Source organism: Desulforamulus reducens MI-1 (genome assembly GCF_000016165.1).
GTDB classification, from domain to species: domain Bacteria; phylum Bacillota; class Desulfotomaculia; order Desulfotomaculales; family Desulfotomaculaceae; genus Desulfotomaculum; species Desulfotomaculum reducens.
On the sequence record NC_009253.1, the window covers coordinates 978927 to 1003894 of the forward strand.

A 24968-nucleotide genomic window follows, 5' to 3' on the forward strand; every position below is an offset into this window, starting at 1 on the left:
TTGACGGTAGGCTTTCTTGTAGGACAAGCTCCTACGGGGAGGCGTGCTGTTATAGCACTTGGGTACGGCAGATATTGTTTTAGTTGAGTTGGCCTGCCAGGTGGGTAAGAGACAAGAAATTAAATAAATTTGCATTGGTTCGGCTAAATCTGTGGAACGGAAGGGTGTGGGGAGAGATGTGTAATGATGGTTGTCCGCAAAAAACCGACATTATTGATTGTTATCTAAATGCTTTTTATTACTGCAGGATGAAATTAGTTGACATTGCTAATGCAATAGGGGTATCACCCGATGCAGTGGAAAAGGGGCTTAAGAGATTTGATAAAGTTGCTTATGTCTATGAGAGAGACATGAGGAAATCACAAAATAAATTAAAAAGGATAGAAAAAGAAAGGGTTCGAAAGCAGGTTGCACGTGAAGTTACTTCGATGGAAAACAAGCCATATTATTTAATGGCAAGAAGGCTTTTGAATGATAAAGAAATTATTAGTGTCTTTCGTAGAGCATTTGAATTGCAAGGACTTTCTTTGAATGATAATAATGAACAAAATTTGTGTTCAAGATATATACCTTCGACAGGAAAACTCCATCACCCAGTTCCTATGGAAGCGCAGGCTGCGGTGGAACTAATTATGCCATCAGGAATTAAAAGGACGGTCGAATATGAAATGAGAGCATTAAAAGCAGATCTAGTAGGAGTCCCTGGACCAGCAATTCTGGATATATCAGGCTACTTAAAAGCCGGAAATATTGACGATGCCATTAAACTAGCGAATTTAGCCATAATGACGGCAGGGTATGTTCCTTCTGATGCTAGTTTAGGTGATATTAGAGATGGTGTTGTGAAAGTAACAAAACCATCAGAAATTAATGAAGTTTATGAGTTGTATATTAAGGATAGTTTAAAGATGGCAAAGGTATCGGATATACCTGGTATAGGCGAATTAAGAGGTCAGGAAGCAAAGAAAAAAATTAACTCTTGGATGTCCCAGGCCCGGGCAGCAGAAAGATCTGCCTCAGACTGGGGAAAACGATCTCTAACTGGTAAAAAAGGCAGAGGTGGCGGAGTTGTTAACCTTGAACAAAGACAAAAGTTCAGTGCTCTTAATGGTAATTAATTGTTGGAGGCATGTATGGTTTTGATGGCTACATCTAAATTGACCTTGCCGGATGTAACCTATGTTTAAAAAGTAGTTTGTTAAGTAATAGGCTTGCTTTCTTAAAGGGGGCGGAAGGATTGCAGGGCTATGTTAGTACAAAGGTAAAAAAAGCATTAAAAGTTGGAGAACGTGTTTCAAAAAGAAATTTCCCTTTTATAAAAAATAACATCATAGCTAATAGTGTTGAGGGAACATATGAGGAAGCGATGACAGAATGGGAGTTTGTAGGCATTTTAGATGAAGAGAATGTGGAACGATTTGTTCCCCGTTGTCAGCTTTGTAATCAACCGGGGCTCCGGATAAATTTTGAAATACATAACCCAGATACAAGGAAGAGGTTTTTGGTAGGAAGTTCCTGTATAAAAAAGTTCCTGGTTTTAAAGGGGACAAGCTCTCTAGAGGAGAGTTGGGATTTCTTTGTTCGCCAATCAATTAGATATGCTAGTTTAGATGATCTAAGATATTTTGCTAATGATGTTTTGGCTAGTGAAAATATTCAAGTACATCAGATTCGGAGACTTAGAAAATTGGTTGCAGACGTATTAGGGTTACCAGATCAATGTTCCTTAAATTCAGCAGTTTTTGAGAAAAAAGAGGATTGGGATGGGTTGGTGCACTATCTCATAGGTTCTAATGATGGTAGTGACCAAGTTTGGAGAAAAAAACTGGAACGAATTAAGATGATTTTATTTAGCCCCAGCAAACTTATTAAAAAGCAGAAATTATTAGATACAGGCGAAAAAGATGGTCATTGGGCAAATATAGGTCGAAAAAATACGAGAGTTGATACAACATTATCTAGGTCAGAGGCATACAAAAATCCAGCTAAGAAGAATTAAGCCAGAAGGACCGGTGAATACCGGTCTTAGCTATTTCTATATTTAAAATGGAGTGTGGAAGAAATGGTGAAAATCAGACTTCAGGGATTATTAGATGAAATAGCTTTTCTGATCAAGGAAATGAGAGAAAAAGGGTTCCAAATTCTTGAAGAGAGTGAACCCTATGCGAACCGGGGGAACAGTGAATTTGTTAGGGTGTACCTAACTGTGGCCAGTAACACATAGGGTTCAAGATCTGATGGCGCATAGACTTTCCTACAGGTTGTTCAGGTTCCCGGGTTTTTCGGTAATTTTACGTTTATATGAGTAATTTTAAAGTGGGAGGGGCAGTAAAAAATGAGAATACCAAAGCAACTGGCCTTACCCATTATTGGTTCTTTAGTTGTTAGAGGACGGTGCCCAATTTGTAAAGGTAACTCTACACAATCCTTTAAATCTAAAAAAACAGAATATTGCCTATGTCAATATTGCCTTCATAAGTGGAGTAAAGAGTTATCCAGAGGGGTGAGCTTATGAGTAACAATTACCTAGACATTTTAATTAAACTGGGGCGTAAACGTATGAAAGACTTGGCTTTAGAATTATGAAGGACCCACCCAAGGGTTCTACGATGCAGCCGATGGTTGGACAAGCATATTAATAAGGTTCAAAAAATGTTGAGGGTAGCGTAAAAAGTCATGGAATTTAGGACGGTGACTGCAATGCCAAACTGCGAATACAGCGATATTCGTTTTAATTACTGTGCTCTTGCATTATGCATACTGACTCAATATTCTGTAGAGGGTGCTATACGGTATTTATCCGAAGGAACTGTCAAACTTGCCGAAAGTAAAAATGAAATTACTGAGGAAGACCTCCTTAATATGGTAAGGATGAAGGATACCATGACTTATCAACAAATTGGAGAAATCTACGGTTTAACAAATAAAGCAGTATATCATCTCATTAAATCATTTCAAATGAGAGTACCTAAGTTTGTTTAAGCTAAATTTAGCGTAATAGTGAGGTGATAAAAATAGCCAAAACTGAATTGACATTAGAACTTGAAAGAGAAATTTGGTCTGCTACTGCAAAGCAAGGTGTGTTCGGGTGCTTTGAAGTAACTATAGGTTGGTTTGGCGAAGAAAGAGTTGATTATCTAACCTATGATACAAAGGGTATATGGCGTTGTTACGAAATAAAAGTATCTAAATCCGATTTTTACAGCAAAGCCCATAATACCTTCGTAGGACACTATAATTACTATGTGATAACTAAGGAATTGTATGAGCAAGTAAAGGATGAAATACCAGGACATATAGGTGTATACATGGGAGATAGTTGCGTAAAAAGAGCTAAGAAACAAGACTTAACCATAGATGAAAAGATTTTAAAAGATTCACTAATTAGATCATTATATAGGGAAGCAGAAAAAGTTATAAAAAGTGAAAATCCTACAGTAGTTGAAAGATTGAAAAGACAAGCCAGCAGAGCCGAAAAAGAGGCCAAAGATTATAGACACAAATATTTTGACCTTATGAAGATTGGGCAAGAAAAATATGGGTTAAGATGGCATAAGGTTTAGTTCGCAGTACAACCAGAAAGGGAGAGGTTTATGCAAGAGGGTGCCAATCCTAACTGCCCTACATGTTGTGGCGAGGGAGAGGAATATAGATATTTTGCCAATCACAAAATAAAAGCTGTTACTTTTGAATGGCAATACTGCCAAGAGTGTTTCCCTAATAGCAGAGGTTATTGGCCCAGTGGTAATTGGGAAGAAATTAACAGCCTAAAATTTGAGCAACTTGAAAAAGAAGGATATCGGGATTTTACTGGATGTTAGTGCGTAACACAACTGTAGGGGGTGATAAAGATGTTGACAGTTAAGGAGTTAAAAGAGTTCATCAAAGATTTGTCTGACGATATAGAGGTTACCGTTGAATCAGTTATTGTTGATGGTGAAGGTTGGCTTTCTGCTGTTGATGATATTTCAACTATTGAGAATCCAATGCGTAAAAGGCTGTTAGTATTAAAACCTGTAGATGTTGCAGTGGAGTAGTGAACATTCCAACCATGATACGTACTGTCTAAATCTTACATAATAAGGAGTGTTTTGTTTAACTATTCTTCTAAATTCACCATATAACATTAGAAATGTGATGAATTTATAATAAGCCAAGGAAAATGAATGTTTAAAAGGTTTATTTTAGCCTCTAATTGCTTAGAGGTTATTTTTATTATCTTAGAAAAAATTCAACACATAACCAATTGGGAAAGGAAGGTTTAACATGGTTTTTTTAGCTCGAGTATTAACTGGGAAATATACGGTGGCCTCTTTATGATTAATTCTTTCATTCTAGAATATCAGAAGCAAGACCGGTCGCCTTTAACTGTGGCCGGGTATCAAACGGAGTTAGAAAAGTTTCAGCAGTGGTTATGGACCACTGTTAACGAACCTTTGGAACGGGCTACTGATATGGATGTTAAGGATTATAAACAATATCTCCTTACGGTGAAAAAGCAAAAACCATCTACAGTTAACCGGGGACTCAAGGTGTTGCGGAAATATTATTCCTGGGCAGTAATCCAGGGGCTGATACAGTATAATCCGGCAGCTAATGTAAAGTTAGTACGGGTCCAGCAAGCAGCTCCCAAATGGTTGGATCGGATCGATGCAGCTAGGCTCAAAAGGGCTGTGCTAAATGATGAGCATAATGCATTTAAACGTGCCAGAGATTATGCCATTCTTTTACTAATGTTGGGGGCCGGGCTCAGAGTTGCTGAAGTTGCCGCATTAGAACTAGCCGACATTATTATGTCGGAGAGAAAGGGTACAGTAATCGTAAGAAAGGGGAAGGGAAACAAGTATGCTGAGGTTCCCCTGAATAAAGATGTACGTCAAGCCTTGAATGAATATCTAGACATAAGGAAGACCGTTAAGTGCTCAGATAGTACGTTCTTATTTCTTGGAGAAAGGGGACCAATTAAGAAGAGAGCAATTCAGTTTCGAGTGGAAAAGTATGCTGGGAAGTCAAGTGTAAAAGCCAGTGCCCATCAATTGCGCCACACCTTTTGTAAAGAACTAATTAACCATGGGGAACCTTTGAATGTAGTAGCTCATTTATCAAGGCATTCTGATGTTAATACCACAATGAGGTATATAACCCCTTCGGAAAGTGAATTAAGTCATGCGGTGGAAAAAATTAGTGTTTTGGAGGATTAGGGGAGGCATAAGGGGGAGTCGAATATGGATAATATTGGTACAATTATTCAGTTTGGAACTAATGATGTAGGGATAAATTGTTTTTGTAAGAAGGTCATAGAGGAAGCACTCAGTCAAGGCTATCGGCTTATTGTAATAGACTCAAAGGTTGAGTATGTTAAAGAAAACGGGAAAGAGAGAACTAGCAACGTAAACCAGTTAACCAACAGGGAATTTGAGTTGCTGAAGCTAATTGCCAAGGGTATATCTAATAAAGCAATTGCTAAACAGCTTTTTATAAGTGAAAAAACGGTTAAAAATCATCTAACTAGTATCTACAGTAAGTTAGGAGTAACTAACCGTACTGAGGCTACATTATATGCAGTTAACAACTTGCATTTATAAAGAAAATTAGAAGAAAGAGGGGGAGACGGTTGGCTAAGTGTATTCTTTGTGGACAGGAGACCAAGGACAAACATCAAATGTGCCGGAGATGTGCAGAGGATATTAAAATTGTTCCTACTAAAAAGAAGGTACCAGCTGCATGATTGACTAATAAAAATAAGATTTGCTGCCGTCATGGCAGCTCTTTTATTTTTAGGAAGCTGTTCGACTTGGAGGCACCGATCAGCTGCGGAATTAGCCTCCACCATTGCCCCACCACTGGTGGGGTTCTTTTTTAAAGGTAATATCATGTCATGTGGTATGAAGGGGGAGAGGAGATGGGACGAAGGTACAGTAGAAAACGAAAACAACTCAGCAAGAAGAAAAGGTTTAATTTTCTATTTCCAAAGAGTGAAAAACAATGGTATGACAGCTATAGTCCTGGTAGGTGGATTATATCAGCTGAATTAAGAAGAGGGTGATGTTTATTTGAGACCAGTGTTGGTTGTAGGATTTGGTTTTGCCTTTTTCTGATTAACCAACAGGCAGTGCCAAGGAGATAGGCATTCACCACACTTAACTAAACCAAATTGCTAATCATGGGTTTTTGTTTTATGGGAGGGGGTGGTAAAAAAATGAAAAAAATCAGTCCTGTTATAATAACTACTCTTATATTACTCACTTGCTTCACTGGGACAAGCCTAGCAACAGAAGCAACAACCACTGGTCCTGAGATAGGCACTGGATTACCAACTGTAACATCGGAAGAATTTACTGATAAGATAGGCCGTATTGTGGCAGCAATCTACAAAGATGCTAAGGAAATATCCCCTATGCTAACTCTTGGTATCGTTACTGTTTGTGCGGTATTTAGTATTTTCTTTAAGGCCGCAAGAATAATGATCCTTTGGTCAGTGGCAAGCATGCTCCTAATCTTGTGGGGCCCCCAGTTTATTTCCCTAATTCAGAACTACGTAGCAAAATAGAGAGGTGGTCAAAATGAAAAAAGATAAAATATTAATATTGTTTTCAATAATGGCCATTTTAGCACTGGCAACACCCTGTTTTGCAGACCCGGCTAATCCAGATATAACAACTGGTTTAGGCAATGTCGATGCTAAAACATTAGCAGATAAGATACTTAAGATTTTTATAGGGATAGGTGCTCTATCAGGTGTTGTTGCCACAGCTATGCTAATTTTCCTTGGTTTTAAGTTGAAAGGCGGGGAAAATGCGAGGATGAAAGCGAAAGAGCATATATTGTACGTATTCATAGGTCTGGGAGTTGTTGCTCTATCCGTCGTATTCGTTGGCTTTGCTGCCTTCCTTATTAAAGGGGCCACCTAAACACATGAGGGAGTTTAGAGTGCCTTTTTCCACAAGAGAAGAAACCCCTTTTATTTTTGGTCTAACCATCAGGGAAATGGCTTGGATTGGAAGTGGCTTCCTTGTTGGTTTGGTTTTCTCATTTATCACTTTTATGATTATAGGGGCTAAACTTCAAAATATTATCCTAAGCCTACCAACCATTATTCCCTTTACCTTCCTCGGTCTTTTTTTGGCTAAGAAAAGGATTATAAAAGGGGATTATATCGAGACTATAGATAGGTACTGGTTTAAAAAAGCTAAGTACAAAATGAGGGCACATAAATATGTTAATTACCGAAAGATCATCTGATGAACCTAATCATCGTAGAGAGGAAGATTAATAGTGGTGATTATATATCAAAAAGAAAATATTATTTATTGCAGTTGTTATGAAACATCTAAAGAAGAGTTTCTAAGGGAAGTATTAAACCATTACGAAGAGTTTGATAATATTGCACCAGAAAAAATAAATATTGAGAAACAAACCATGTTTTATACAGAGGAGGCAATACCTGCAGATACCTTCAGCCCATTAACAGGTTTGGGCATTGTAATTCAAGACTACTGGGTAATAAAGCTATGAAAGAAATGACCCTCTTACTTGTCGTTTTTATTTTCATCCTTCTCTTACTGGGAGCTGCCATGGTGATGATATGGTATCTTAACCGGGGTAAGGATAAATCAGTACAAAATAGTATAGAATTTTCCCATGAATCAGAAGAAGTATTAGAGATAACTCATAAAAAACCAGATAAAAACTACCAACATATTAGCGAACTAATAAACACTGAAGTAGTAGAACCAGGGATATATTATACAGGGGGTAAATACCTGGGGTTAGCCCGTATTGAAGGCACTAATTTTTCTATCTTATCAGATGGGGAAATAGAAGCCAGAGAGGACATGCTAATAGCTATTCAGAACCAAATAAAATATCCCGTGCAGTACATTACCAGTACCATTGTAACGGATACTGACCGTGAAGTTGAAAAAATCCAATACCATGCAGGAAAGACAACCAATCATAAGGTATCTCTCTACTGCAAACAGTATATTATGGAACTAGAAAACATGAAACAAGAACGGCGTGCCATGGCTAAAGTCTCGTGGTTAGTAATTAGTGGTGATGATAAGTTAGGTGCCCCTGGGAACCCCGTGCAGAGAATAAAGGAACGGATGGCACTTTTACAAGAAACATTTAGGTCCCGGGCAGGTATTATCATGACACCTTTAACATCTACCGAAGAAGTTGTGGATGCCTTCCAGCAGATTATGCAACCAGAAAAACTGGTAAAACCCTCGGAAGTAGCAAGACTTTGTATGCATCCAATAAAATTTAATATTAAGGAAATTGCTGATATAGCAACCTAAACACCGGAATAAACCCGGTGTTTTTTCTTTTTAGGGGGTGATTTACATTAGTTTTTTAAAATCTTTATTTAGTAAAAATAAGCAACAACTCAAAAAACAAGCTCAACCAGTTTCCGACCTAGCTCAGATATTTTCCCCTGATAGGATAGATGAATACGAAGACCACATCAGGGTGGACGATATGTTTAGCCGTGTACTGGTAGTAGAGGCCCTGCCCGAATTTATTTGTTTTGGGTGGTTTGATGAAATAACCACGATAGCTGGTGTAACTGTTTCCGTAGCCTTACATCCCTACAATAAAAAAGAAGCCAATGACAGAATAACCCGTGAACAGGTTAATATTGGTGCTGATCTTAGGCTGGCAATAAAACACGGAGATACCACCCGTACAGGTGCATTAGAAACCAAATATGCTTTTTACTATAACTTTTTAACCGACCTGCAGTTAGGTAGAAATAACCTAGTTGCAGCGACTATTACTATAACCGTTACATCTCATAACTATCAAGAGTTGCTATACAAATGTGAGTTAATTAAAGATCGCCTAGGGGCTACAAAAGTGGTAACCATGTATCAGCGACAATTAGATGGTTTTACTCATAATATGCCATTTATAGGCAGTCTAAACGAATACCATGATGTAGACATTGCCAACGCCGCCTGTCTATCACCACTAATTTCTTCAGATTTCACTCACCCATCTGGCATTTACTTTGGAGTAAACCAAAGTGGTAGTCCTGTATTCTTAGACCTTTTTATAGGGGCACCAAGACTTTTTGGTCCCCATATGTTTCTGTGCGGCGGTACCCGTTCTGGTAAAAGTTATACAGTAAAAGGAATTACAGCCAGATCCATAGCCAATGGCATGTATACAGTTATTATTGATCCAGAGGGGGAATATCAGAAAATTGTAGAAGCCTTGGGTGGGGTAATAGTCCGATTTAAACCAAATATGGAATGTATGTTTAATATTTTTGATATTGAACCAGAAGAAGATGAGGATACAGGGAACAAATACCTTGATATTGCAGGTAAAGCCGAAGAAATTTGCCACTTGATAACTTCGTTAGTTGAGTCCCAGGCAAATGAAAAACTCTCCGCAGAAGAAAGGGCACTGGCTTCCAGAGCAGTTAGGGCCGAGTACCTTTCCCGTAACATTACCGAAGATCCAGAAAGTATCTACCAATCTGGCGGAAAAACCACTGGTGACGGCACAGTTTTCATTGGAAAAACCTATAAAGAAATGCCTACAATTTCTAGCTTTATTACAAGACTTGAGGAAATGGGAGCCCCTAAACTGGCTACCATGTTATATCCCTTCACCAAGGAAGGTGGTATGGGCTATTTCGATGGACAAGGTATTGGTAAATTCTATGATAACCAATTGGTAGTTTTTGATGTGTCTGGCCTTAAGACCGAATTTCAGCGTATGTATGCCATGTTCGTTATGACCTCCTGGGCGTGGGAAAAATTCGTTAAAAAGGATAAAAGCAAGAGAAAACGATTGCTAGTTGACGAAGCATGGTTAATGATGCGACATACCGACACAGCCAAGTTTTTATCTGACCTGGCCCGCAGAGGTGCAAAATATAATACTTCTCTCATGCTTGCATCCCAAAGTTTTAGGGAGTTTACCAGTGAGGAAGGAAAGGTTATCTTAGCCCAATGCAACACAAAATTTTTCCTTAAGATGCATCCAAACGATGCCAAGAGCCTTACAGAAATATTCCACCTGCCCGCCGAAACAGTAAAGCGTATAGAGAGCTTTAAGCAAGGAGAAGGCATCTTGCAGGCCAATATGGAGAGTGCCATTGTAAAGTTCAAGGGTTTTTCTTTTGAAGAAAGTTATCTCCGTTCAGATCCAGAAGCAGTATTGGCAACTGGCTAAGGAAGGAAGTGTATGCATTTTGTTATACAAAGATATTTTGCGACAAGCCATTGAAAACTCAGGCAAGACCTTAAAAAAAATTTCCCTAGAGTGTGAAAGACAGGGTGTGACTATCAGTGACAGCTACCTATCTAAATTGCAGAATGGAAAGAAAAACTCTTATCCCAGCGTTAAGATTGCCCGTAAGGAGTTGGTTGTATGATGGCCCCGTCTCATATGGCTGCAGCCGGTCTTATTGCCCACGCCGCCTTTAATCTTTCTCCTACAGCTGTCGGAATTGCTGTTATTGCTTCACTGGTACCTGATTTTGACACACCTAAAAGCACCCTAGGAAGAATATTTCCTTTTATCAGCTACCCATTATCACTGGCAGGGCATCGGTCCATAACACACTCCTTTGCAGGGGCAGCTTTATTAGCAATACCTATTGTTCTAGCACAAGGGTATTTAAGTATGAACCTATTAACCCCCTTTCTGATCGGCTACCTATCGCATTTACTGTTAGACATATTTACACCACAGGGTTGCCCATTACTTTGGCCAATACCCCTACACATAAAACTACCCTTAGTTGTAACCGGTGGTATTAGGGAAATCATATTCACCACCGTACTAATCGTTACTGCATTAACCACTGGGGCGTGGTAGTCTATGCATCCATCATTATTTACAACTGACCAATGGCAAATTATGATGTTCTGGTATGCCACCCTAACAACCCTATGCGGTGGTATATTGCTTTTAACGGTTGTTAAATCTGGATATAACTATATGACCTCAGCGTTAAATCCCGGTGTTAGGGTATCCTTTATTGAAGATGTACAGCGAATGTTTATGGCGATGCTCTTAATTGCCTTGGCCCCTGTATTCATTACCATCCTGTCAGATATTAACGATGGTTTTGTGTGGGTTTGCGGTAAACTCTTAAATCATTTTGTTTCAAACCCGGGGATAGAAAAAACTACCATGGAAAAGGCTGCCGGCATGTTTGAAACCATTATAGCTGCACCCTTTAACGCCATTATTAATATCTTTAACTTAATGTTTGGTTTAAAAAGTATTGATGACCTCATTTTTAATGGATTAACCAGTGTCTTTGGTAAAAATCCGCTGAGTAGCATAACTACAGGGAATGTCTTTGCTGATGCATTTATAAACATGTCTATGGTTGCTTTTGATGTCTATTTTAATGCGGTATATACAATCCGAACATGGGTAATAACGGCATCACTGGTTGCTACCCCCATAATCGTGTGGGTATGGGTTTTCACTGGCGAACGACAGATATTGGAAATATGGATAGCTGAAATTATCCAAACTACCTTTATGCAATCAGCACATGCAATGTCTTTAGGGATTTTTATGAGTATAGCTGGTGGGGTAAGCAGCGTTACTGGTAAAGTGTTAGATGTTAGCTTTTTCCCTAGCCAACTTGTACAAATTGGGGTGTTTTTTGCCGGATTTGCCGGTTCATTTTGTGTCGCTGTAGTTATTGTAATGGGTATAAGATTGATATTGGCCAGCACAGAAAAGACGCGTGAAGAAGCAAAAGCAGGATTAGTTAAAGCCTTCATCGGCTTTATTATCCTTGGCCTTTGTGTAGTTATCGCTTCTTTCTTAGCAGTATTATTCTCTGGTAACTGGGGTTGATAACTTGGGTAAAAAGCAAAAAATAAAAATACTTCTTTTTCTGCTTACATCAATTCTATGTATTACTTCAACCGCCTGGGCTGAGACAGACACCATAGAGGATGGAACCGGAGGCAGCATAACTGTTTGGCAAACCTTTTTTATGCTGCTTACAGTGATACCTGTTAGTAAAATGCTGAGTTCCATCTTTATGAAACTGGTGGCTCGTGTGGGTACAGTGGATGAAGATAAATGGGCCATGGTTGGTCTGGGGGCTATTGGTGCTACCGTAGGTTTAATGAAAAAGGGTGGTATTGGTATGCTATCCAGGGGTATGTCCGGTGGTTACCCTCCTTCAGGATCAGGGGGGTATGCAACACCTGGTTCATTTAATCTTAATGGCAGTGGTGGCAATCCCGGCCAAACATCCATTAATAATACAACTGATGCTAGTCAGGCATCGGCAATGTCTCCAGGCATACCGGGGGTTACATTAACACCCATGGGTGGTGGAGGTTCAGCAACGGGAAATACCGCAAGGACGGGATCACCCCTTAATAATATATCCGCAGGTGGAACACCAGAGGTTGGCCAGCGAAGTTTAAATGATATACTTAATGTATCAGGACAAACCAGCTCTAAAGCCGCAGGTGTTATGGCGAAGGTAGGGGCCGCATCAGCTTTCCCAGTCCCGGGGGTGGCTCCTGTTACGGCAGGTATCTATGCAGGTACAACCAAAGGTGTCGTTGGGGGGTTGTCTACGTTAAATAATCTTAGGAAAGAAGTTAGCGCAAGGAACGAGCAAAACAAAATGGGTTTTGCTCATAATCTCAAGGCGATTACGGGTACTAATAACATGGTGGCAGCTACAACAAAAACAGCTTCTGCCTTAGCCCTATCACCATTGGGCAGTAGGGTTTCTACCTTTGGTACAGGGATGTTAGATAAAGGTTTTCAGAAAACCAGTAATATAGTGGAAAAAACAAGAAAAAAATAACCCATAAGCAAAGGAGAAGTAGTGGGCAATATGGAGAAGTACGTTCAAAAACTAACAGAAATGGACTATGCCTTGGATGAAACCGTTTATCTCAAAAGTGTTTAGACCTTGTTTATAACTAACCCCGGCTTAATGCCGGGGTTTTGGTTTTTCAGGGGGTAAAACATGAACACTGACCAAATAGAAAAAGAATCTCTAAAACAGGGTAAAAGATTAGCTAAATTCACCCTTAGGCTAGTATTAAAACTGCTTATGCCCTTCCTGCCATTAATCGTTATTATTCTTCTAATCTTCTTCATGCTCTCGATACTAATCGCAGGGGTTTACTCAGCCTTTCCCAATACGGATGAGGATAAAAATAAACCACCTATCTTGGCAGGGGTATTCGAGGATAAAGAAAAAGACAAAGAATTACAGGATAATTACTATAAACTCTGCGATAAATACAACGTCATAGACACCTGGGCGGTCAATGAAGATCCTATTGGACCGGAGAACGGTAGTATCTATGAAGCATCAGCTAATAGTCCTTTTTACCCAGGAGGAAAAGTGGAGCATGTTGGTGGGCTTAGAGACTCTAACGGTCAGGATAAAAAGTTAAGACTTCAATGGGGTCAAATACATGCGGCAACCCTGTATTACACCTATGCTAATGACCTACCACAAATAACCAAGGAACTGCAGGAAGAAACGGCCAAGGGCTTACACCCATACTTTTATTATAAAAAGTCTAAGGTAATCACAACTACTACGGACGAAGAGGGCAATACTGAAACTGAAATTACAGTCCAATACCTGTTAGTAGAAGCACAAACAATTCAGGGCCACTACCAGTATCATTACCAGTGGAAAACTCACCACTATGGAAAAACCACTGTGACCCTTGAAGAACTGCGGGATATTAATCAAATACTTCCTAACAGGTGGCAAAAATTAGAGGATTGGATGAAAGAGGAATATAACCTTAACGACAACCCGGAGGACTTAGTAATTGCCCGTACAGCAGTGTGGGAATCGGGTCAGGGGTTTGATGCCCGTACCGAGTGGTTGAACTGGCTTATAGATAACAGCCTTTCGGGCGAATATATTTCCCAGGCTATGATACCACCGGAATTAATACCTATGTTCAAAGAAGCCGAAGAGAAATTTGGTATCCCTTGGTGGTTTTTGGCTGCCATAGCCTATAAAGAATCCTCCTTTAATCCGCAGGCTGAAAACATAACTACTAAGTGCTACGGTTTAATGCAGGTTTCGCCAACTAACTGGCCGGTATATTCAACACAATTGGGGTTTGATCCAGACCATGATAAGGATAACCCACGGGCTCAGATTTTTGTCGGGGCTTATATGTTGGTTGAATTAGGGTTTAAAAATGTCGACTGGAAAGGGGATTGGAAAGAACAAACCCTGCCTATATTGACCTTTTACGGTGGTTTTGTAAAGGTACCCTCTAATAAGCCCTACAGCTCCACCCAAGAATGGTGCCGGGCGGAATACGCTTCTATAATATGGGGTTTTGCTGAAAAGTTTAATTTGAGAGGTGTTGTGTGGCCTACACCAGGTTATATGACTATTACTTCTCCCTTTGGTTGGAGAATCCATCCGATTTCAAAAGTTGAAAAGTTTCACCAAGGTATTGATATAGGGGCTCCAGCTTCGGCGTCTGTTGTGTCGGTTTCTAACGGGCGAGTTACCTTTGCGGGATGGCAAAATCCTAATGATACCAAAGCCGGTTGGGGCCAATATATTACTGTTAGGGACGAAAACCACCTATACCTTTATGCACACCTTAGTGCTATCTATGTAAAAACGGGTGATGAAGTAGATATAGGCGAAACAATAGGTGCAGTTGGAAGTACAGGATCTTCAACCGCAGCACATTTGCATTTTGAGGTGTGGGATTTGGCCCTAGGGGGAAGTTCGGGGAAACCTATTAACCCGTTACTAGTGTTAAGAAATTAACCGCCGTGTGGCGGTTTTTCTTTTATTGAGGTGAATTTCATGAGAATACTACTTGCAACCAGTATCACTGAACTAGATGACAGTTTAAAAATAATTTTTCGAAAAAACGGTATAGAAACGATAGGGGATTGCTATAGTGTGGAGGTGTTGGTTAAAGTTGCCCAAGAACTGGGTGTAAATACTGTTATTACTACCAGTCTTATGGGAGATCATGGGCTTTTACTGAAGGCTATTAAATCCCTTAAAGAGAATGGCATCAGGGTTATTATTCTCCCAGGGGATATTGACAATGAAGAAACCCGAAAATTTGTTGTTGAACTTGTTCCATATGGTGTATATGATTTTGTGTTTGACGATATAACCCCGGAAAAGGTTTTAGACAGCTTAATGAATCCTGCAGTTTTGGGAGATGTTCCGAGAAATCTTACCGAAGCAGCAATGTCAAAACAAAAGCTAGGTCAAAAATTGGAAACCCACGCAGAAATGGTTTCAGTTGTTGCAGAAAAACAAGAAGCGGCTAAACGAAAAGCCACTTTAACCAACCTTCTTAATTTATCTAAAAACAACAATAAACATAATAAAAATACAGAAAACACGAAAAAAAACGTAAGCGAAAATAAGGAACCAATTCCAAATAATAAAAAGAGCTTATCTCAATACTTATCAATCCCAAATATCAGATTTCTTCAAAAGAATAATAAAAAAGATAACGATATTAAACTGGAAACAGGATTTGCTAATACAAGAATATTAATCTCCGTCTGGAACCCATTGGGTACTATAAAATCTTTTACCGCACTTAATTTAGCCATTGCCAGTAAGAATTCTGGACTAATCAATTTTGATCTGACATGTCCAGAACTGGATTTTTGGTTTGGTATTAAGCAAACAAAAATACAGGAGGCTAATGAAAAAGATGCCGGGATATTAACCATGGGTGAATCTATGAATCCTGAATTAGTGCCCAAGATGCTACGGGAAATGAAGTGGGGGGTACGTTACTTACCAGCCGGCAACAAGATAGGGAATATTGGTACGCCAAACTACACCGATGGAATGAAACTTTTTAAGGAAATTATCCAAAAAGCTAAGGAAGAGGTACCAATACTAATTATCGATGCCGGTCGTAATTTTGAACACCCTGCTACTTTTGCGGCCCTATCGGAATCAGATATTATTCTAGTTCCGATATTTGGAACACCACAGGAATTGGGTATTATATCTCAACAACTAACTGAATTGAAAAGGGTTTACGTAGAAAAGCCTACGATTGAATTACTTTATGTAACTGAAGATACCCATAAAAAGACCCAACCAATTTGTGATCGAAGAATTGAAATAAACTTAACTCACAATGTGATCATCAACGCGTCAATGCAAAATATACCCCATTCTTTGGATGAAGGGAGAGATGCCTGGACAGGTTTGGTAAGAGAGTTAACTCTATCAGAAAGGAGGAGGAAGGAAATAAAATAGCTAAATTAAATAGGTGAACGCAACAGAGGAAATTAATTGAGGAATAGTTTAAAATGTGGTAAAATATACTTGAGGTGATGTTAAGTGACATACCAACCAAAGTATGATTTTACCAATGAATTAGTAAATCTGCTTTCTAAAATTGAGTATTATAGGGGTTTAGTAACCAGTAAAACATTACCACTGCATATCTCAGAAAAATTGAAGCAGAGAGCTAAGATTAAGAGTACTCACTATTCCACATATATCGAAGGTAACCCACTAACCATGCATCAGGTTGAGGAAATTATTGGCCGACGCCCGGATAAATCAGAAAGTTATCATACCCAAGAGGTACGGAACTACTGGCGGGCCTTATCATTTTTAAATAAAGCAAAACTTAAAAGACTTCCTATAACGGAAGAGTTTATCAAGAAGCTTCATCGAATTATTGAAGTCAGAGGCCCTGGCAGAAGAGGAAAAATGAGTGAATATCGTGGTGCAACACCCCCGGGTGTGCTCTTCTGTGTGAGAGATAGTGACACCGGTGCTGTGGAATATATTCCGCCCTATTGGGAGGAAGTGCCTGGTCTTATGAAAGATTTAGTGGATTGGATAAGGAAGGAAAAAACATTACCGGTGCCTATAAAAGCAGCCATTTCAGCCTATCAGTTTGTTACCATTCACCCGTTCGATGACGGTAATGGTAGGTTAGCCAGGGCCTTAGCTTTATATATTTTAATGATTAATGAATACGATCTAAATGGATATTTCACAGTGGAGGAGAATTACGCTAAAGACCTCCAAACTTACTACAACAGTCTACAAATGGGCTTACCAGTTTCGTATTATGAGGGTAGGAATAACTCCAATTTAACACCGTGGGTTACTTTCTTTTTATCAACAATGGCAGATTCGTTTGAGGATATTGCACAATCAGCAGTACGGCTGCATGAGGCTTCCGAGGGAAAATTACTAGAGCTTTCTAAAAGGGAAATTCAATTACTCCAACTAGCCCTAAGATTTGAGGGACGATCCCTTTCCCTAGAATTAATGGCAGAATGGTTTGTGGTTAGTAAACGTACAATACAGGAATGGGTTAAAGACTGGGTGGAAATTGGATTACTGGAACCCGCATCAGGTACTAAAAGAGTGACCTCCTATAAGTTAGGCGAAAGGTATCAGGATTTAAGGTTAAGTGATATTGATTAGTAAATTGTAACTCTTTCTCTGGTGCGATAAACAGGTATTATTACGCTGCTTTTCATGCTGTTAGGGCACTGCTTGCAACGAAGGAACTAGATTCAGCCAAGCATAGTGGGGTAATATCACTGTTCAACAGAGAATTTGTAAAGCTTGGGCTGATCACTAAAAGGTCTGGAAAGGTTTTGTCTACAGTCTTCCACCTGCGTTCAGATGCAGACTATGATGATTTTTCGGAATTTACTTTGGACCAGGTGGTTGAAATAAAAAAAGCAGTCCGTTTGCTGATCGATGAGATTAATATCTATCTAAGAAAGGAGATGGGGGATATATGAAAAAAATCGTAACAGGTATTATTACCTGCTGCCTTGCACTAGTCCTGACATCAGGTGCCCTGGCGGCTGATCAGAAAGAGCAGGTTGATGTATATGAGCAAAATAAGCTGCTTAAAAGTGTAGTCTTTGTTGTTGGTAAAAGCGAGTATTTTGTAAACAACCAAACCCCCGGCAAGAAAATGGATGCATCCCCTTACATTACCCAAGACCGAACCTTTGTACCGGTTCGTTATTTAGCAAATTCATTAGGTGTACCTGATGAAAAGATTGGCTTTGAAAATAATATGGTGGCACTAAACACCGAAAAAGTTGTAGCTAAGATGTACATCGGACAAAAGAAGATCATTGCAAATGATATTAGCATACCTATTGACGTGGCACCGGAACTTAAAAACGGTCGTACTTACTTGCCTGCTCGTTTTGTTGCAGAGGCACTTGGCTACCAGGTTGGTTTTGTCAACGGCATGGTAGTTTGCTACACCGGAGATATGCCGGATGTTTCTGCTATTGCTGCATATATCGGAAAGCCAACAACCCCGGTAGTTACCCCAAAAGGAGTAACTGATGTTAGTAAAATTGGTCAACCAGCGGCTAACTTCCCTTGGGCTAAGAATGAAAAATACTTGGATAATGGGATAAAAATTAAATATGAGGATTTGAAAAACGGTAATGTATATAAACTCGGGCATCATGGAGGAAACTACAAGGTTTTTGACATGACTGTAACTCCAGAGACAATTAAAGTAAAGCAAGAAGTTAACGAACCAATTGGCCTGGAAATATTCCTAATTGACGAAGATAACACCGTAAGACACAGGATGACCGGTTCCCCTAAAGAAGGTTGGTGTACCTATAAAGTTGTTGCTGAGTATCAAGACGATTATCTCAAAAATCCAAAGGCAGATATAAAAAAAGTTAAGTACATTGTTATCAATGGTGTGGATTTTATCGAAGTTGAAAATCCTCTATACGAAGGAGGTAAATAGAAAAAATGAAAAGGAATACTCCCCTTTTAGCTATCATGATGTTGGTAGCTTTTTTCTTTGCTTCTATTACCCCTGCCGCCTTAGCTGAAGAACCGCAGCAGGAACAGTTATTTCATCGCTTGATCATAAGTGGCTACTATGCTATGTACAAGGATGGTTCAGGTAATTGGGTAGCAGAGGAATTCCCTGGCCAGATCAATAAAGTAAGCCTTGGCCAAACACGAAACATGTTAATTGGTCAAATCCCTTGTCAGGTAAAGGCAAAAGGGAAGATTACCAGGGTAGAAGTTAAAACAATAGATACGATAACATCAGATATCTATAATGAAATGGAAGCTAATAAAACCACCTTTTGGAGACCCCTGTCCTATGATGGTTTTAATAAAATGTACTTACAGAAAAAATCCGGCCAAATCAACCCCGGTGTTATAATACTAAACGACCAGGGCGACGTAGAAGTAACAGCCAGGGTCTTACTCGGGCCTGATGGAAACCGGGTGCATGTAGCTCAAGAGCCTGACTTAGCTCAATACTATGCCAACGCCACCTGGGCCCCCCACTCATCAGCAGTGCTCTGGACAGTACCAGTGGTACTAGAGTGGTACGGGATACCGATAGTACAAGAGCTACCAGACTTCTCCACAAAATTTAAACAATCAAGTTTTACAGATATCACACCGGGGCAAAAAATAACTACCTCAGTAACCTACAGCCTCAATGCTGATCACCCGCAAGCAGAAACAGCAAAAATCTCTTTAAAACATATCATCAACGGTACAGCCTACACGGTTGAAAAACTAGATCAGGCTCAAGTCACACTTAACCCGGGTGAAGTAAAAACAGTTACATTTACAGTTACTGCAAGTGAAGTAGACAGTGAAATTGAATCAACCATCGAACCACTTAAAGGCATAGATAAAAACCCCGCAAACAACAAAGACAAAGCAGTAATATCAGTAATAAAACCACTACCCCCGGCTGGTAATGCAGACTTAACTTTCTCGGCAGTTAGTCAAAGCAAAAAAACTCCGCGCCCTGCTGGCACTGCTAAATGGACAGACTGGGTGACAACAACCGTCACTATTCCTAGGCCAACTCCTCCAAAAGGGACCCTGGATTGGTGGCAAGTAACAGATTGTAAAATTACCTATCCTAAGAAAAACCCTGAATTTGCCTTTGGTAATCCTGTGGAACCCAAAGGAACTGTAACAGCAGGAATGAGCTATAGCAGCGGACAGTTCAAACCCAGTGATTCAAAAACCACTGCAAGCATAACCTTCCAGGAAAACTGGAGCATGGCGGGAGCTAAGATATATAACATCCTCAAAGACGAACTTATGGCGGCTTCACCCAAGCACTATCCAATTTCGGTAACTTATCAAGTGAAATACAAATACACTTATACCGAGTGCGACGAGGAAGGTAACTGCCACAAATATTCCGACATTGGATATAACTCAAAAACCTTAAACGGTAACATACTGGTTAACGGCACCGGCGTTGACAGCAGGGGTGGTTGATACAAATGCTAAAACACATTAATAACGAACGGGGATTTATATCAGTAAAACTAATGGCATTCGGCATGATTTTTTGGATAGCAGTGGTCACAGTCTTTCTTTCCTTTTTCATCGCAGTTCAAACTAAGGGCACCATGACCTACGATTGGTTTGAAGAGGCACTGGGCACCGCAACCTTTGCAGCCAATATTGATGGAGATACTAGCAAGGTAGCATCTAATGAACCTTTGGCTATGAGCTACTTCATGAAATTCTTTGCCGATATGACCAACTGTACTGTCTCAGGCAATACATTAACACCAAAAACAAATGATTACCCAGGCCCGATAGAATTGACCGAGTTTAAAACCGTTTCACCCGGCGAATACATCCCCAATGGGACAGCAAAACAACCCGGATATCTTGCCACCATTCAAGTCCCTGTGTTTGGTGGCAATCTCCCCTTAATTGGCCCGCAGTATCTAACTATACCAATGAAGTCATTTCAGGTTGTTAAAAGTAGTGATATCTAAAGGCCTTCGTCAAAACACAAAACTATAAACAAAGAAAATCCCCTAAGAAGTATTTACTCTTTTAGGGGGTTTTCTTTAATTAACGGGGGAACATAAACAAAAAACAAAGTCCACGGGCGTTCCTCACCATATACTTTTGCCCTTTCCCAAGGTATGTTGACAGCTTCCCCGTAGCATTTAAGATGCTTAGGTTTTGCTTTGTGGAACCGATGTGCAAAATCGAAAGGCGTGTAGCCGTAAAATACATATGGGAAGGGAGTACGATTTCGATCAACTACGTTGAGTATATCTTGGATATCACCCAGCAGTTTTTTAGGGTTTTTTCTAGCTCTCAAGAGAAAATGAACCTCTATAAAGATAATTTTACTTGGTAATTGGTTAATTTGCAGAAACGGTTAAATGCCCCTTTGACTCCAAGAATGGTTTCTAAAAGTTTTAAACCAAATCTAGTTGAAGGAACCAATACTAGTTCAACACCAAATACCTGGCGTACTGTCAGAGACACTAGAAGAATAATCACGAAACCCGTAATTAAAGGGATTAAGGGGGAAAGATGGGGAATAAGGAAATAATAACAGACAGTGATAAAACCAGCAGAGATCAAACTTACCCAGAAATTTTTGAATCTATGAGAAGTAGAAAGACCTACCTGAAAGCCAAGCAAGGCCAAGGTATTAATAAACGAGATGGTGGAAATAACCAAATAAATAATAAAATAAAAAGTTTTTTTCATGATTGGCTAACCTTTATAATATGTTTTTTGACTGTTCCAATAATTAACTACATGTTAACTGCGATTATTATTTGCTTTATTGTGGATATTGCAATTAGACCTGAACGAGCAAACTTAGAAACATTAACTTTTTTCCAAAGAATATCCTATCCAATAATTCAGAAGAGCATTAAAAATATCATGCAATTAAGTAACTATCAGATTGTTTGCCTAGCTGTCTGGATAATGTCACCAACTTGTATTCAAATACTTATGGATGATAAATGGTTTTGGGTGAAAAAAATAGCTAAACAAGAGTCAATATTTACAGTTTGTATAGTATTTTTAATTATATCATGTTTGATTGTTTTCCCACCAATTGCATTCTTTTATATCCAATAACCCTCAGGAGATTAAATACTCCAGAGGGTTATTTTTTTATGGAGGTGATAATTTGGGTTTAGAGTTTGAAAGCAATGACTGGACTGAGCAAACAGAGACCCAGAAGGAAAAAATAATTCAGGACATAGCTACTCAATTGTCAAAACAGCATCCCCAATTGTTTAGTGGTAACTTGAAAGGTTTTGATCCGGCACCACTGGTTAGGCAAGCTGTCATAACCAGAAAAGATTTGGCTGCTGGGGAAACTGAGGAAGTTTATCAGGCAATCATGGGACAGATAACCGGTTACGGTCCCCTGGCTGAATTTTTCACCGGATCTGATGCATTAGAAGTAACAGAAGTAATGATTAACCCCACTGCCAATGGTAATAAAATATTTTACGGTAAACATGGTCGCCATTGGCCAACAACAAAGCAGTACTTCAAAGACGCTGAAGAAGTAACAAGGTTTTGCCAAAAGATTTGTGAGGATGCAGGTCGGCCATTCACTGTTGATTCACCAATAGTAGATGCCTGGATGAAAGATGGCTCCCGTATCGCTGTAATGGGCTTTAAAGCAAGCCCCCTTGGTACAGCGGCAACCATCCGTAAGTCTCCCCTAGTTAGGCCACCGATGAAACTTAGTAAGTTAGTGGAATATGAAATGCTGCCTGATTTTGCAGTTAAACTCATTGTGGACTTATTAGTAGGGGGTCAGGCAAACCTTGCATTTTGCGGTCGTACAGACTCTGGCAAAACAACCTTTATGAGGGCATGTGGAGAATTTATCAATCCTGAAGAACGGGTCATAGTGGCAGAAACCAGTTATGAGCTAGCCTTTCCACACTTGCCAAACTGCATAAATCTAGTGGAAGTTTCTTATGGCAATACCGTCGTTGTTGCCATGGTAGACCTTTGTAAAACCGTCAACAGGAATAACCCTGACCGAGCAATGGTAGGTGAGCTTAGAAGTTCAGAAATCGTTGCAGCGTCTCAAATAGCGGCCTCTACCTCAGGTGGGTTTTGGACAAGCCTTCACGCTGGTAATGTTTATGATCTGAGAGGCAGAATTCACGGCATGTTTTTTGAAGGTGGCATGAAGCTGGACAAAGAGTTTCTTGATGATAAAATTCGCTCCATGTTTAATTTCGTGATCTTCCTGGATAAAGACCGAAATAAGAAACGTACTCTTATGCAGATCGTCGAAGTAACTCCCGAAGGATATAATTCTGTAATAAGATTTGATACTGAAACCTACGCTAAAAGCCAAGGAAAAACAAGAAGATGGCTCTATGAAAACACCATCAGTCAAGATGGCCTGGCCAACCTAGCTTTCCGGGGTGCCAACATAACAGAAGACTACGAAAAGATAAAAAACAAATTCCTTTATGTAGGAGGAGAAAGTAATGCTTAAAATATTGCTTTTAATCTCCTTGTTTTTTCTTTTCTATAGTTGGACAGTGGGAAAATATCCAGAGATCAAAACAATAAAGCAATTCCTTATACGTATAGGACTACCCTTGATCATATCAATAAGTTTTTTTGTGCTATTCACCATGTTTTTTATGACTCCACTGTCAGGTGCACTTATGGCCGTTTTAGGCTGGCATCTTCCCGGCTGGTTGAGAGAAAAAAACGAATATAGAAAGCTCAAAAAACACCGTGATCAAGCAAAAAACTTTATTACCTCAGCCGGTGGCCTATACGGTGCTGGATTGGAAACTCCACAGGTATTAAAAGCTATTGCCCAAAGCTTCCCGGAGCCCTTTGCCTCTGAGTTTCAATCAATTTCTGCAAGGCGTGAATTAGATCCAACCACATCGGTGCCCAAGATGCTTATGGAGCTGGCAGATAAATATAATCTACCGGAAATGAAGGCTGAAGCTGCGGTTATTGCAGCCGCCAGCACCGCCGGGGGACCGGCTGCTGCAGCCAGGGGATCAAAGCGATTAGGAAAAGCTCTTAGACTCAGGGATGAACTTATCCAAGAAAGAATACAAGCCACCTATGAACCAAAAATTGCATCCATTTTTGTAATAACGATTATTGGCGTCGGACTATTGCTGGATGCCACCGCCTTTAGAGAATATTTCAAAGATGGGGGTCAACTGGCAATGTCATTTAGCTGCCTTATTTTTGTAGGACTAACACTAATAACAAGGAGGGCGTTAAAAGTCGATGATATTGAATAGTCAATCCATTAGGAAAGGAATGGTGGTATAGCTTGTGCAGATTGCATTAATAGCTGGTTTCTTTAGCTCAATCTTTGCTTTAATGTGTTTTGTTTTTCTTCCTTCGAAATATGGGGACAGCATCTTCGGTGTTACCGTAGAATCAGCCCAAAATAGACTTATGAATCTGCTAACACCAGAAGATATACAAGAAAAATTAGAGATCATTGACAAAGAACCCAAAAAAGTTCTCCTAAATGCCCTAACCTATGGCCTTTTATTTGGGCTTATTGGAACATTAGCCACCTTTAAAAAACTAGGTGGTTTATCTATTATGGTGGGGATTATATTAGCCCTCCTAGGTCTAGTTCTGGGTAGGATAGCTGCTGAACAGGAATATAGCAAATGGCAGGCCAAGGTTTTTGAGGGGGTACCAACCCTAGTAAACTTCTTTCCAGCTTTTTTAGAGGTGCCTGGAATAACACCCAGGGAAGCACTGGCTTTGACACTACCATTTCTGTCAGAACCCCTTAAATCAGAAATGTGGTCAGCACTAGACGTTATCCAAAGGGAAGGTAAAGCCAAAAAGGCCATGAATAACTTTGCAAAAAGATTGAAGCATCCTTGTATTGATGCATTAGCAATAAGACTAGCTTCAGCCTGGGATGCCAAGGTTACACCGGATCTATTCGATGATTTAATGGATCAAATTGAACACCTTAAAAGGGAAGCAGCCAGCAAGAAAACTGCCGTAAATACAGCCTTTCTTGCCTTGGTGGGTGTAATAGGCTGCGTTGCATTATTATCTGAATTTGGCTTACCAGCCTATAAATTCATAACCAGTAAGTTCATTGGATTTTAGAGGGGTGAGGTGATGAAAGGTTTTGTATATTTAATTTTCACTATCTTTCTTG

29 protein-coding genes and 3 pseudogenes are annotated in these 24968 nt (G+C 39.7%); 31 read left to right on the forward strand and 1 reads right to left on the reverse strand.

Annotation, left to right across the window (positions count from 1 at the left end; translation table 11 throughout):
• The first annotated feature begins 296 nt into the window (after positions 1-296).
• From DRED_RS04995 to DRED_RS05115, 27 genes and pseudogenes are all read left to right on the forward strand, one after another.
• Complete coding sequence (locus DRED_RS04995; protein WP_156779595.1) at positions 297-1118, forward strand: hypothetical protein; 822 nt, start codon at positions 297-299, stop codon at positions 1116-1118.
• Positions 1119-1237: 119 nt separating this feature from the next.
• Positions 1238-1999 carry a hypothetical protein gene (locus tag DRED_RS05000; protein ID WP_011877286.1) on the forward strand — a complete coding sequence of 254 codons (762 nt, stop codon included), beginning with the start codon at positions 1238-1240 and terminating at the stop codon, positions 1997-1999.
• Between the two features lie 63 nt (positions 2000-2062).
• A complete protein-coding gene (locus tag DRED_RS18610; RefSeq protein WP_156779596.1) occupies positions 2063-2224 on the forward strand; it encodes a hypothetical protein in 162 nt (53 codons plus the stop codon).
• 368 nt (positions 2225-2592) lie between these two features.
• A pseudogene (locus tag DRED_RS19730) lies at positions 2593-2670 on the forward strand (aspartyl-phosphate phosphatase Spo0E family protein); the annotation flags it as partial.
• Positions 2671-2700: 30 nt separating this feature from the next.
• Entirely contained in the window at positions 2701-2982 is a 282-nt protein-coding gene (locus DRED_RS05005) for a hypothetical protein (RefSeq protein ID WP_156779597.1), read from the forward strand.
• A gap of 23 nt (positions 2983-3005) precedes the next feature.
• Positions 3006-3563 (forward strand): hypothetical protein, encoded by a 558-nt coding sequence (locus DRED_RS05010; protein ID WP_011877288.1) that lies wholly within the window; start codon positions 3006-3008, stop codon positions 3561-3563.
• 288 nt (positions 3564-3851) lie between these two features.
• Positions 3852-4037 carry a hypothetical protein gene (locus DRED_RS05020; protein ID WP_041274472.1) on the forward strand — a complete coding sequence of 62 codons (186 nt, stop codon included), beginning with the start codon at positions 3852-3854 and terminating at the stop codon, positions 4035-4037.
• A gap of 279 nt (positions 4038-4316) precedes the next feature.
• The gene (locus tag DRED_RS05025) at positions 4317-5201 is read left to right on the forward strand and encodes a tyrosine-type recombinase/integrase (RefSeq protein ID WP_011877289.1); all 885 of its coding nucleotides are present in this window, start codon (positions 4317-4319) and stop codon (positions 5199-5201) included.
• Positions 5202-5399: 198 nt separating this feature from the next.
• A pseudogene (locus DRED_RS19230) lies at positions 5400-5585 on the forward strand (response regulator transcription factor); the annotation flags it as partial.
• 174 nt (positions 5586-5759) lie between these two features.
• A complete protein-coding gene (locus DRED_RS18615) occupies positions 5760-6035 on the forward strand; it encodes a hypothetical protein (RefSeq protein ID WP_156779598.1) in 276 nt (91 codons plus the stop codon).
• Between the two features lie 164 nt (positions 6036-6199).
• The gene (locus DRED_RS05035; RefSeq protein ID WP_041274473.1) at positions 6200-6550 is read left to right on the forward strand and encodes a hypothetical protein; all 351 of its coding nucleotides are present in this window, start codon (positions 6200-6202) and stop codon (positions 6548-6550) included.
• Between the two features lie 13 nt (positions 6551-6563).
• Entirely contained in the window at positions 6564-6911 is a 348-nt protein-coding gene (locus tag DRED_RS05040) for a TrbC/VirB2 family protein (RefSeq protein WP_041274474.1), read from the forward strand.
• 4 nt (positions 6912-6915) lie between these two features.
• The gene (locus DRED_RS19735; RefSeq protein WP_011877293.1) at positions 6916-7242 is read left to right on the forward strand and encodes a PrgI family protein; all 327 of its coding nucleotides are present in this window, start codon (positions 6916-6918) and stop codon (positions 7240-7242) included.
• Positions 7243-7275: 33 nt separating this feature from the next.
• Entirely contained in the window at positions 7276-7515 is a 240-nt protein-coding gene (locus DRED_RS05050; protein WP_011877294.1) for a hypothetical protein, read from the forward strand.
• Positions 7512-8303, forward strand: a complete 792-nt coding sequence (locus DRED_RS05055; RefSeq protein WP_011877295.1) for a hypothetical protein — start codon at positions 7512-7514, stop codon at positions 8301-8303. Before DRED_RS05050 ends, DRED_RS05055 begins: the two co-directional genes overlap by 4 nt.
• A gap of 37 nt (positions 8304-8340) precedes the next feature.
• A complete protein-coding gene (locus tag DRED_RS05060; RefSeq protein ID WP_011877296.1) occupies positions 8341-10191 on the forward strand; it encodes a VirB4 family type IV secretion system protein in 1851 nt (616 codons plus the stop codon).
• Entirely contained in the window at positions 10139-10393 is a 255-nt protein-coding gene (locus DRED_RS05065; protein WP_156779599.1) for a hypothetical protein, read from the forward strand. The genes DRED_RS05060 and DRED_RS05065 overlap by 53 nt, the downstream gene beginning before the upstream one ends.
• Positions 10390-10839, forward strand: a complete 450-nt coding sequence (locus DRED_RS05070; protein WP_011877297.1) for a metal-dependent hydrolase — start codon at positions 10390-10392, stop codon at positions 10837-10839. Before DRED_RS05065 ends, DRED_RS05070 begins: the two co-directional genes overlap by 4 nt.
• A gap of 180 nt (positions 10840-11019) precedes the next feature.
• Positions 11020-11841 carry a hypothetical protein gene (locus tag DRED_RS05075; protein ID WP_198006934.1) on the forward strand — a complete coding sequence of 274 codons (822 nt, stop codon included), beginning with the start codon at positions 11020-11022 and terminating at the stop codon, positions 11839-11841.
• Between the two features lie 4 nt (positions 11842-11845).
• Entirely contained in the window at positions 11846-12817 is a 972-nt protein-coding gene (locus tag DRED_RS05080; protein ID WP_011877299.1) for a hypothetical protein, read from the forward strand.
• A gap of 165 nt (positions 12818-12982) precedes the next feature.
• Positions 12983-14779: a M23 family metallopeptidase gene (locus tag DRED_RS05085; RefSeq protein WP_011877300.1), complete on the forward strand. Its 1797-nt coding sequence runs from the start codon at positions 12983-12985 to the stop codon at positions 14777-14779.
• 39 nt (positions 14780-14818) lie between these two features.
• A complete protein-coding gene (locus DRED_RS05090; protein WP_011877301.1) occupies positions 14819-16255 on the forward strand; it encodes a hypothetical protein in 1437 nt (478 codons plus the stop codon).
• 84 nt (positions 16256-16339) lie between these two features.
• On the forward strand, positions 16340-17446 hold the full coding sequence (locus tag DRED_RS05095) for a Fic family protein (protein WP_011877302.1): 1107 nt from the start codon (positions 16340-16342) through the stop codon (positions 17444-17446).
• A 17-nt stretch (positions 17447-17463) separates the two neighbouring features.
• Positions 17464-17772: pseudogene (locus DRED_RS18200) on the forward strand (HEPN domain-containing protein); the annotation flags it as partial.
• A complete protein-coding gene (locus DRED_RS17795; protein WP_011877303.1) occupies positions 17769-18758 on the forward strand; it encodes a stalk domain-containing protein in 990 nt (329 codons plus the stop codon). The pseudogene DRED_RS18200 and the gene DRED_RS17795, both read left to right, overlap by 4 nt.
• A gap of 5 nt (positions 18759-18763) precedes the next feature.
• Positions 18764-20278, forward strand: a complete 1515-nt coding sequence (locus DRED_RS05110) for a hypothetical protein (protein WP_011877304.1) — start codon at positions 18764-18766, stop codon at positions 20276-20278.
• Positions 20279-20283: 5 nt separating this feature from the next.
• Positions 20284-20790, forward strand: a complete 507-nt coding sequence (locus DRED_RS05115) for a hypothetical protein (protein ID WP_011877305.1) — start codon at positions 20284-20286, stop codon at positions 20788-20790.
• A gap of 53 nt (positions 20791-20843) precedes the next feature.
• On the opposite strand, the gene DRED_RS18985 is transcribed toward DRED_RS05115, so the two are convergent.
• Complete coding sequence (locus DRED_RS18985; RefSeq protein ID WP_041274477.1) at positions 20844-21125, reverse strand: hypothetical protein; 282 nt, start codon at positions 21123-21125, stop codon at positions 20844-20846.
• A 218-nt stretch (positions 21126-21343) separates the two neighbouring features.
• On the opposite strand from DRED_RS18985, the gene DRED_RS05125 reads away from it, so the two are divergent.
• From DRED_RS05125 to DRED_RS05140, 4 genes are read left to right on the forward strand one after another with little or no spacing between them, the layout of a single operon-like run.
• Positions 21344-21904 carry a hypothetical protein gene (locus tag DRED_RS05125; protein WP_041274478.1) on the forward strand — a complete coding sequence of 187 codons (561 nt, stop codon included), beginning with the start codon at positions 21344-21346 and terminating at the stop codon, positions 21902-21904.
• A gap of 52 nt (positions 21905-21956) precedes the next feature.
• Positions 21957-23297, forward strand: coding sequence for a CpaF/VirB11 family protein (locus tag DRED_RS05130; RefSeq protein WP_011877308.1), 1341 nt, complete (start codon positions 21957-21959; stop codon positions 23295-23297).
• Positions 23290-24075 carry a type II secretion system F family protein gene (locus DRED_RS05135; protein ID WP_011877309.1) on the forward strand — a complete coding sequence of 262 codons (786 nt, stop codon included), beginning with the start codon at positions 23290-23292 and terminating at the stop codon, positions 24073-24075. Before DRED_RS05130 ends, DRED_RS05135 begins: the two co-directional genes overlap by 8 nt.
• A 34-nt stretch (positions 24076-24109) precedes the next feature.
• Positions 24110-24916, forward strand: a complete 807-nt coding sequence (locus tag DRED_RS05140) for a hypothetical protein (RefSeq protein ID WP_011877310.1) — start codon at positions 24110-24112, stop codon at positions 24914-24916.
• Positions 24917-24968: the final 52 nt, after the last annotated feature.

Bases quoted from the DNA above. Each gene is read 5' to 3' on its own strand.
- DRED_RS18610 (WP_156779596.1), top strand. From the start codon at position 2,063: ATGGTGAAAATCAGACTTCAGGGATTATTAGATGAAATAGCTTTTCTG.
- DRED_RS05005 (WP_156779597.1), top strand. From the start codon at position 2,701: ATGCCAAACTGCGAATACAGCGATATTCGTTTTAATTACTGTGCTCTT.
- DRED_RS05020 (WP_041274472.1), top strand. From the start codon at position 3,852: ATGTTGACAGTTAAGGAGTTAAAAGAGTTCATCAAAGATTTGTCTGAC.
- DRED_RS05025 (WP_011877289.1), top strand. From the start codon at position 4,317: ATGATTAATTCTTTCATTCTAGAATATCAGAAGCAAGACCGGTCGCCT.
- DRED_RS18615 (WP_156779598.1), top strand. From the start codon at position 5,760: ATGGCAGCTCTTTTATTTTTAGGAAGCTGTTCGACTTGGAGGCACCGA.
- DRED_RS05035 (WP_041274473.1), top strand. From the start codon at position 6,200: ATGAAAAAAATCAGTCCTGTTATAATAACTACTCTTATATTACTCACT.
- DRED_RS05040 (WP_041274474.1), top strand. From the start codon at position 6,564: ATGAAAAAAGATAAAATATTAATATTGTTTTCAATAATGGCCATTTTA.
- DRED_RS19735 (WP_011877293.1), top strand. From the start codon at position 6,916: ATGAGGGAGTTTAGAGTGCCTTTTTCCACAAGAGAAGAAACCCCTTTT.
- DRED_RS05055 (WP_011877295.1), top strand. From the start codon at position 7,512: ATGAAAGAAATGACCCTCTTACTTGTCGTTTTTATTTTCATCCTTCTC.
- DRED_RS05070 (WP_011877297.1), top strand. From the start codon at position 10,390: ATGATGGCCCCGTCTCATATGGCTGCAGCCGGTCTTATTGCCCACGCC.
- DRED_RS05075 (WP_198006934.1), top strand. From the start codon at position 11,020: ATGTTTATGGCGATGCTCTTAATTGCCTTGGCCCCTGTATTCATTACC.
- DRED_RS05085 (WP_011877300.1), top strand. From the start codon at position 12,983: ATGAACACTGACCAAATAGAAAAAGAATCTCTAAAACAGGGTAAAAGA.
- DRED_RS05090 (WP_011877301.1), top strand. From the start codon at position 14,819: ATGAGAATACTACTTGCAACCAGTATCACTGAACTAGATGACAGTTTA.
- DRED_RS17795 (WP_011877303.1), top strand. From the start codon at position 17,769: ATGAAAAAAATCGTAACAGGTATTATTACCTGCTGCCTTGCACTAGTC.
- DRED_RS05110 (WP_011877304.1), top strand. From the start codon at position 18,764: ATGAAAAGGAATACTCCCCTTTTAGCTATCATGATGTTGGTAGCTTTT.
- DRED_RS05115 (WP_011877305.1), top strand. From the start codon at position 20,284: ATGCTAAAACACATTAATAACGAACGGGGATTTATATCAGTAAAACTA.
- DRED_RS05125 (WP_041274478.1), top strand. From the start codon at position 21,344: ATGGGGAATAAGGAAATAATAACAGACAGTGATAAAACCAGCAGAGAT.
- DRED_RS05135 (WP_011877309.1), top strand. From the start codon at position 23,290: ATGCTTAAAATATTGCTTTTAATCTCCTTGTTTTTTCTTTTCTATAGT.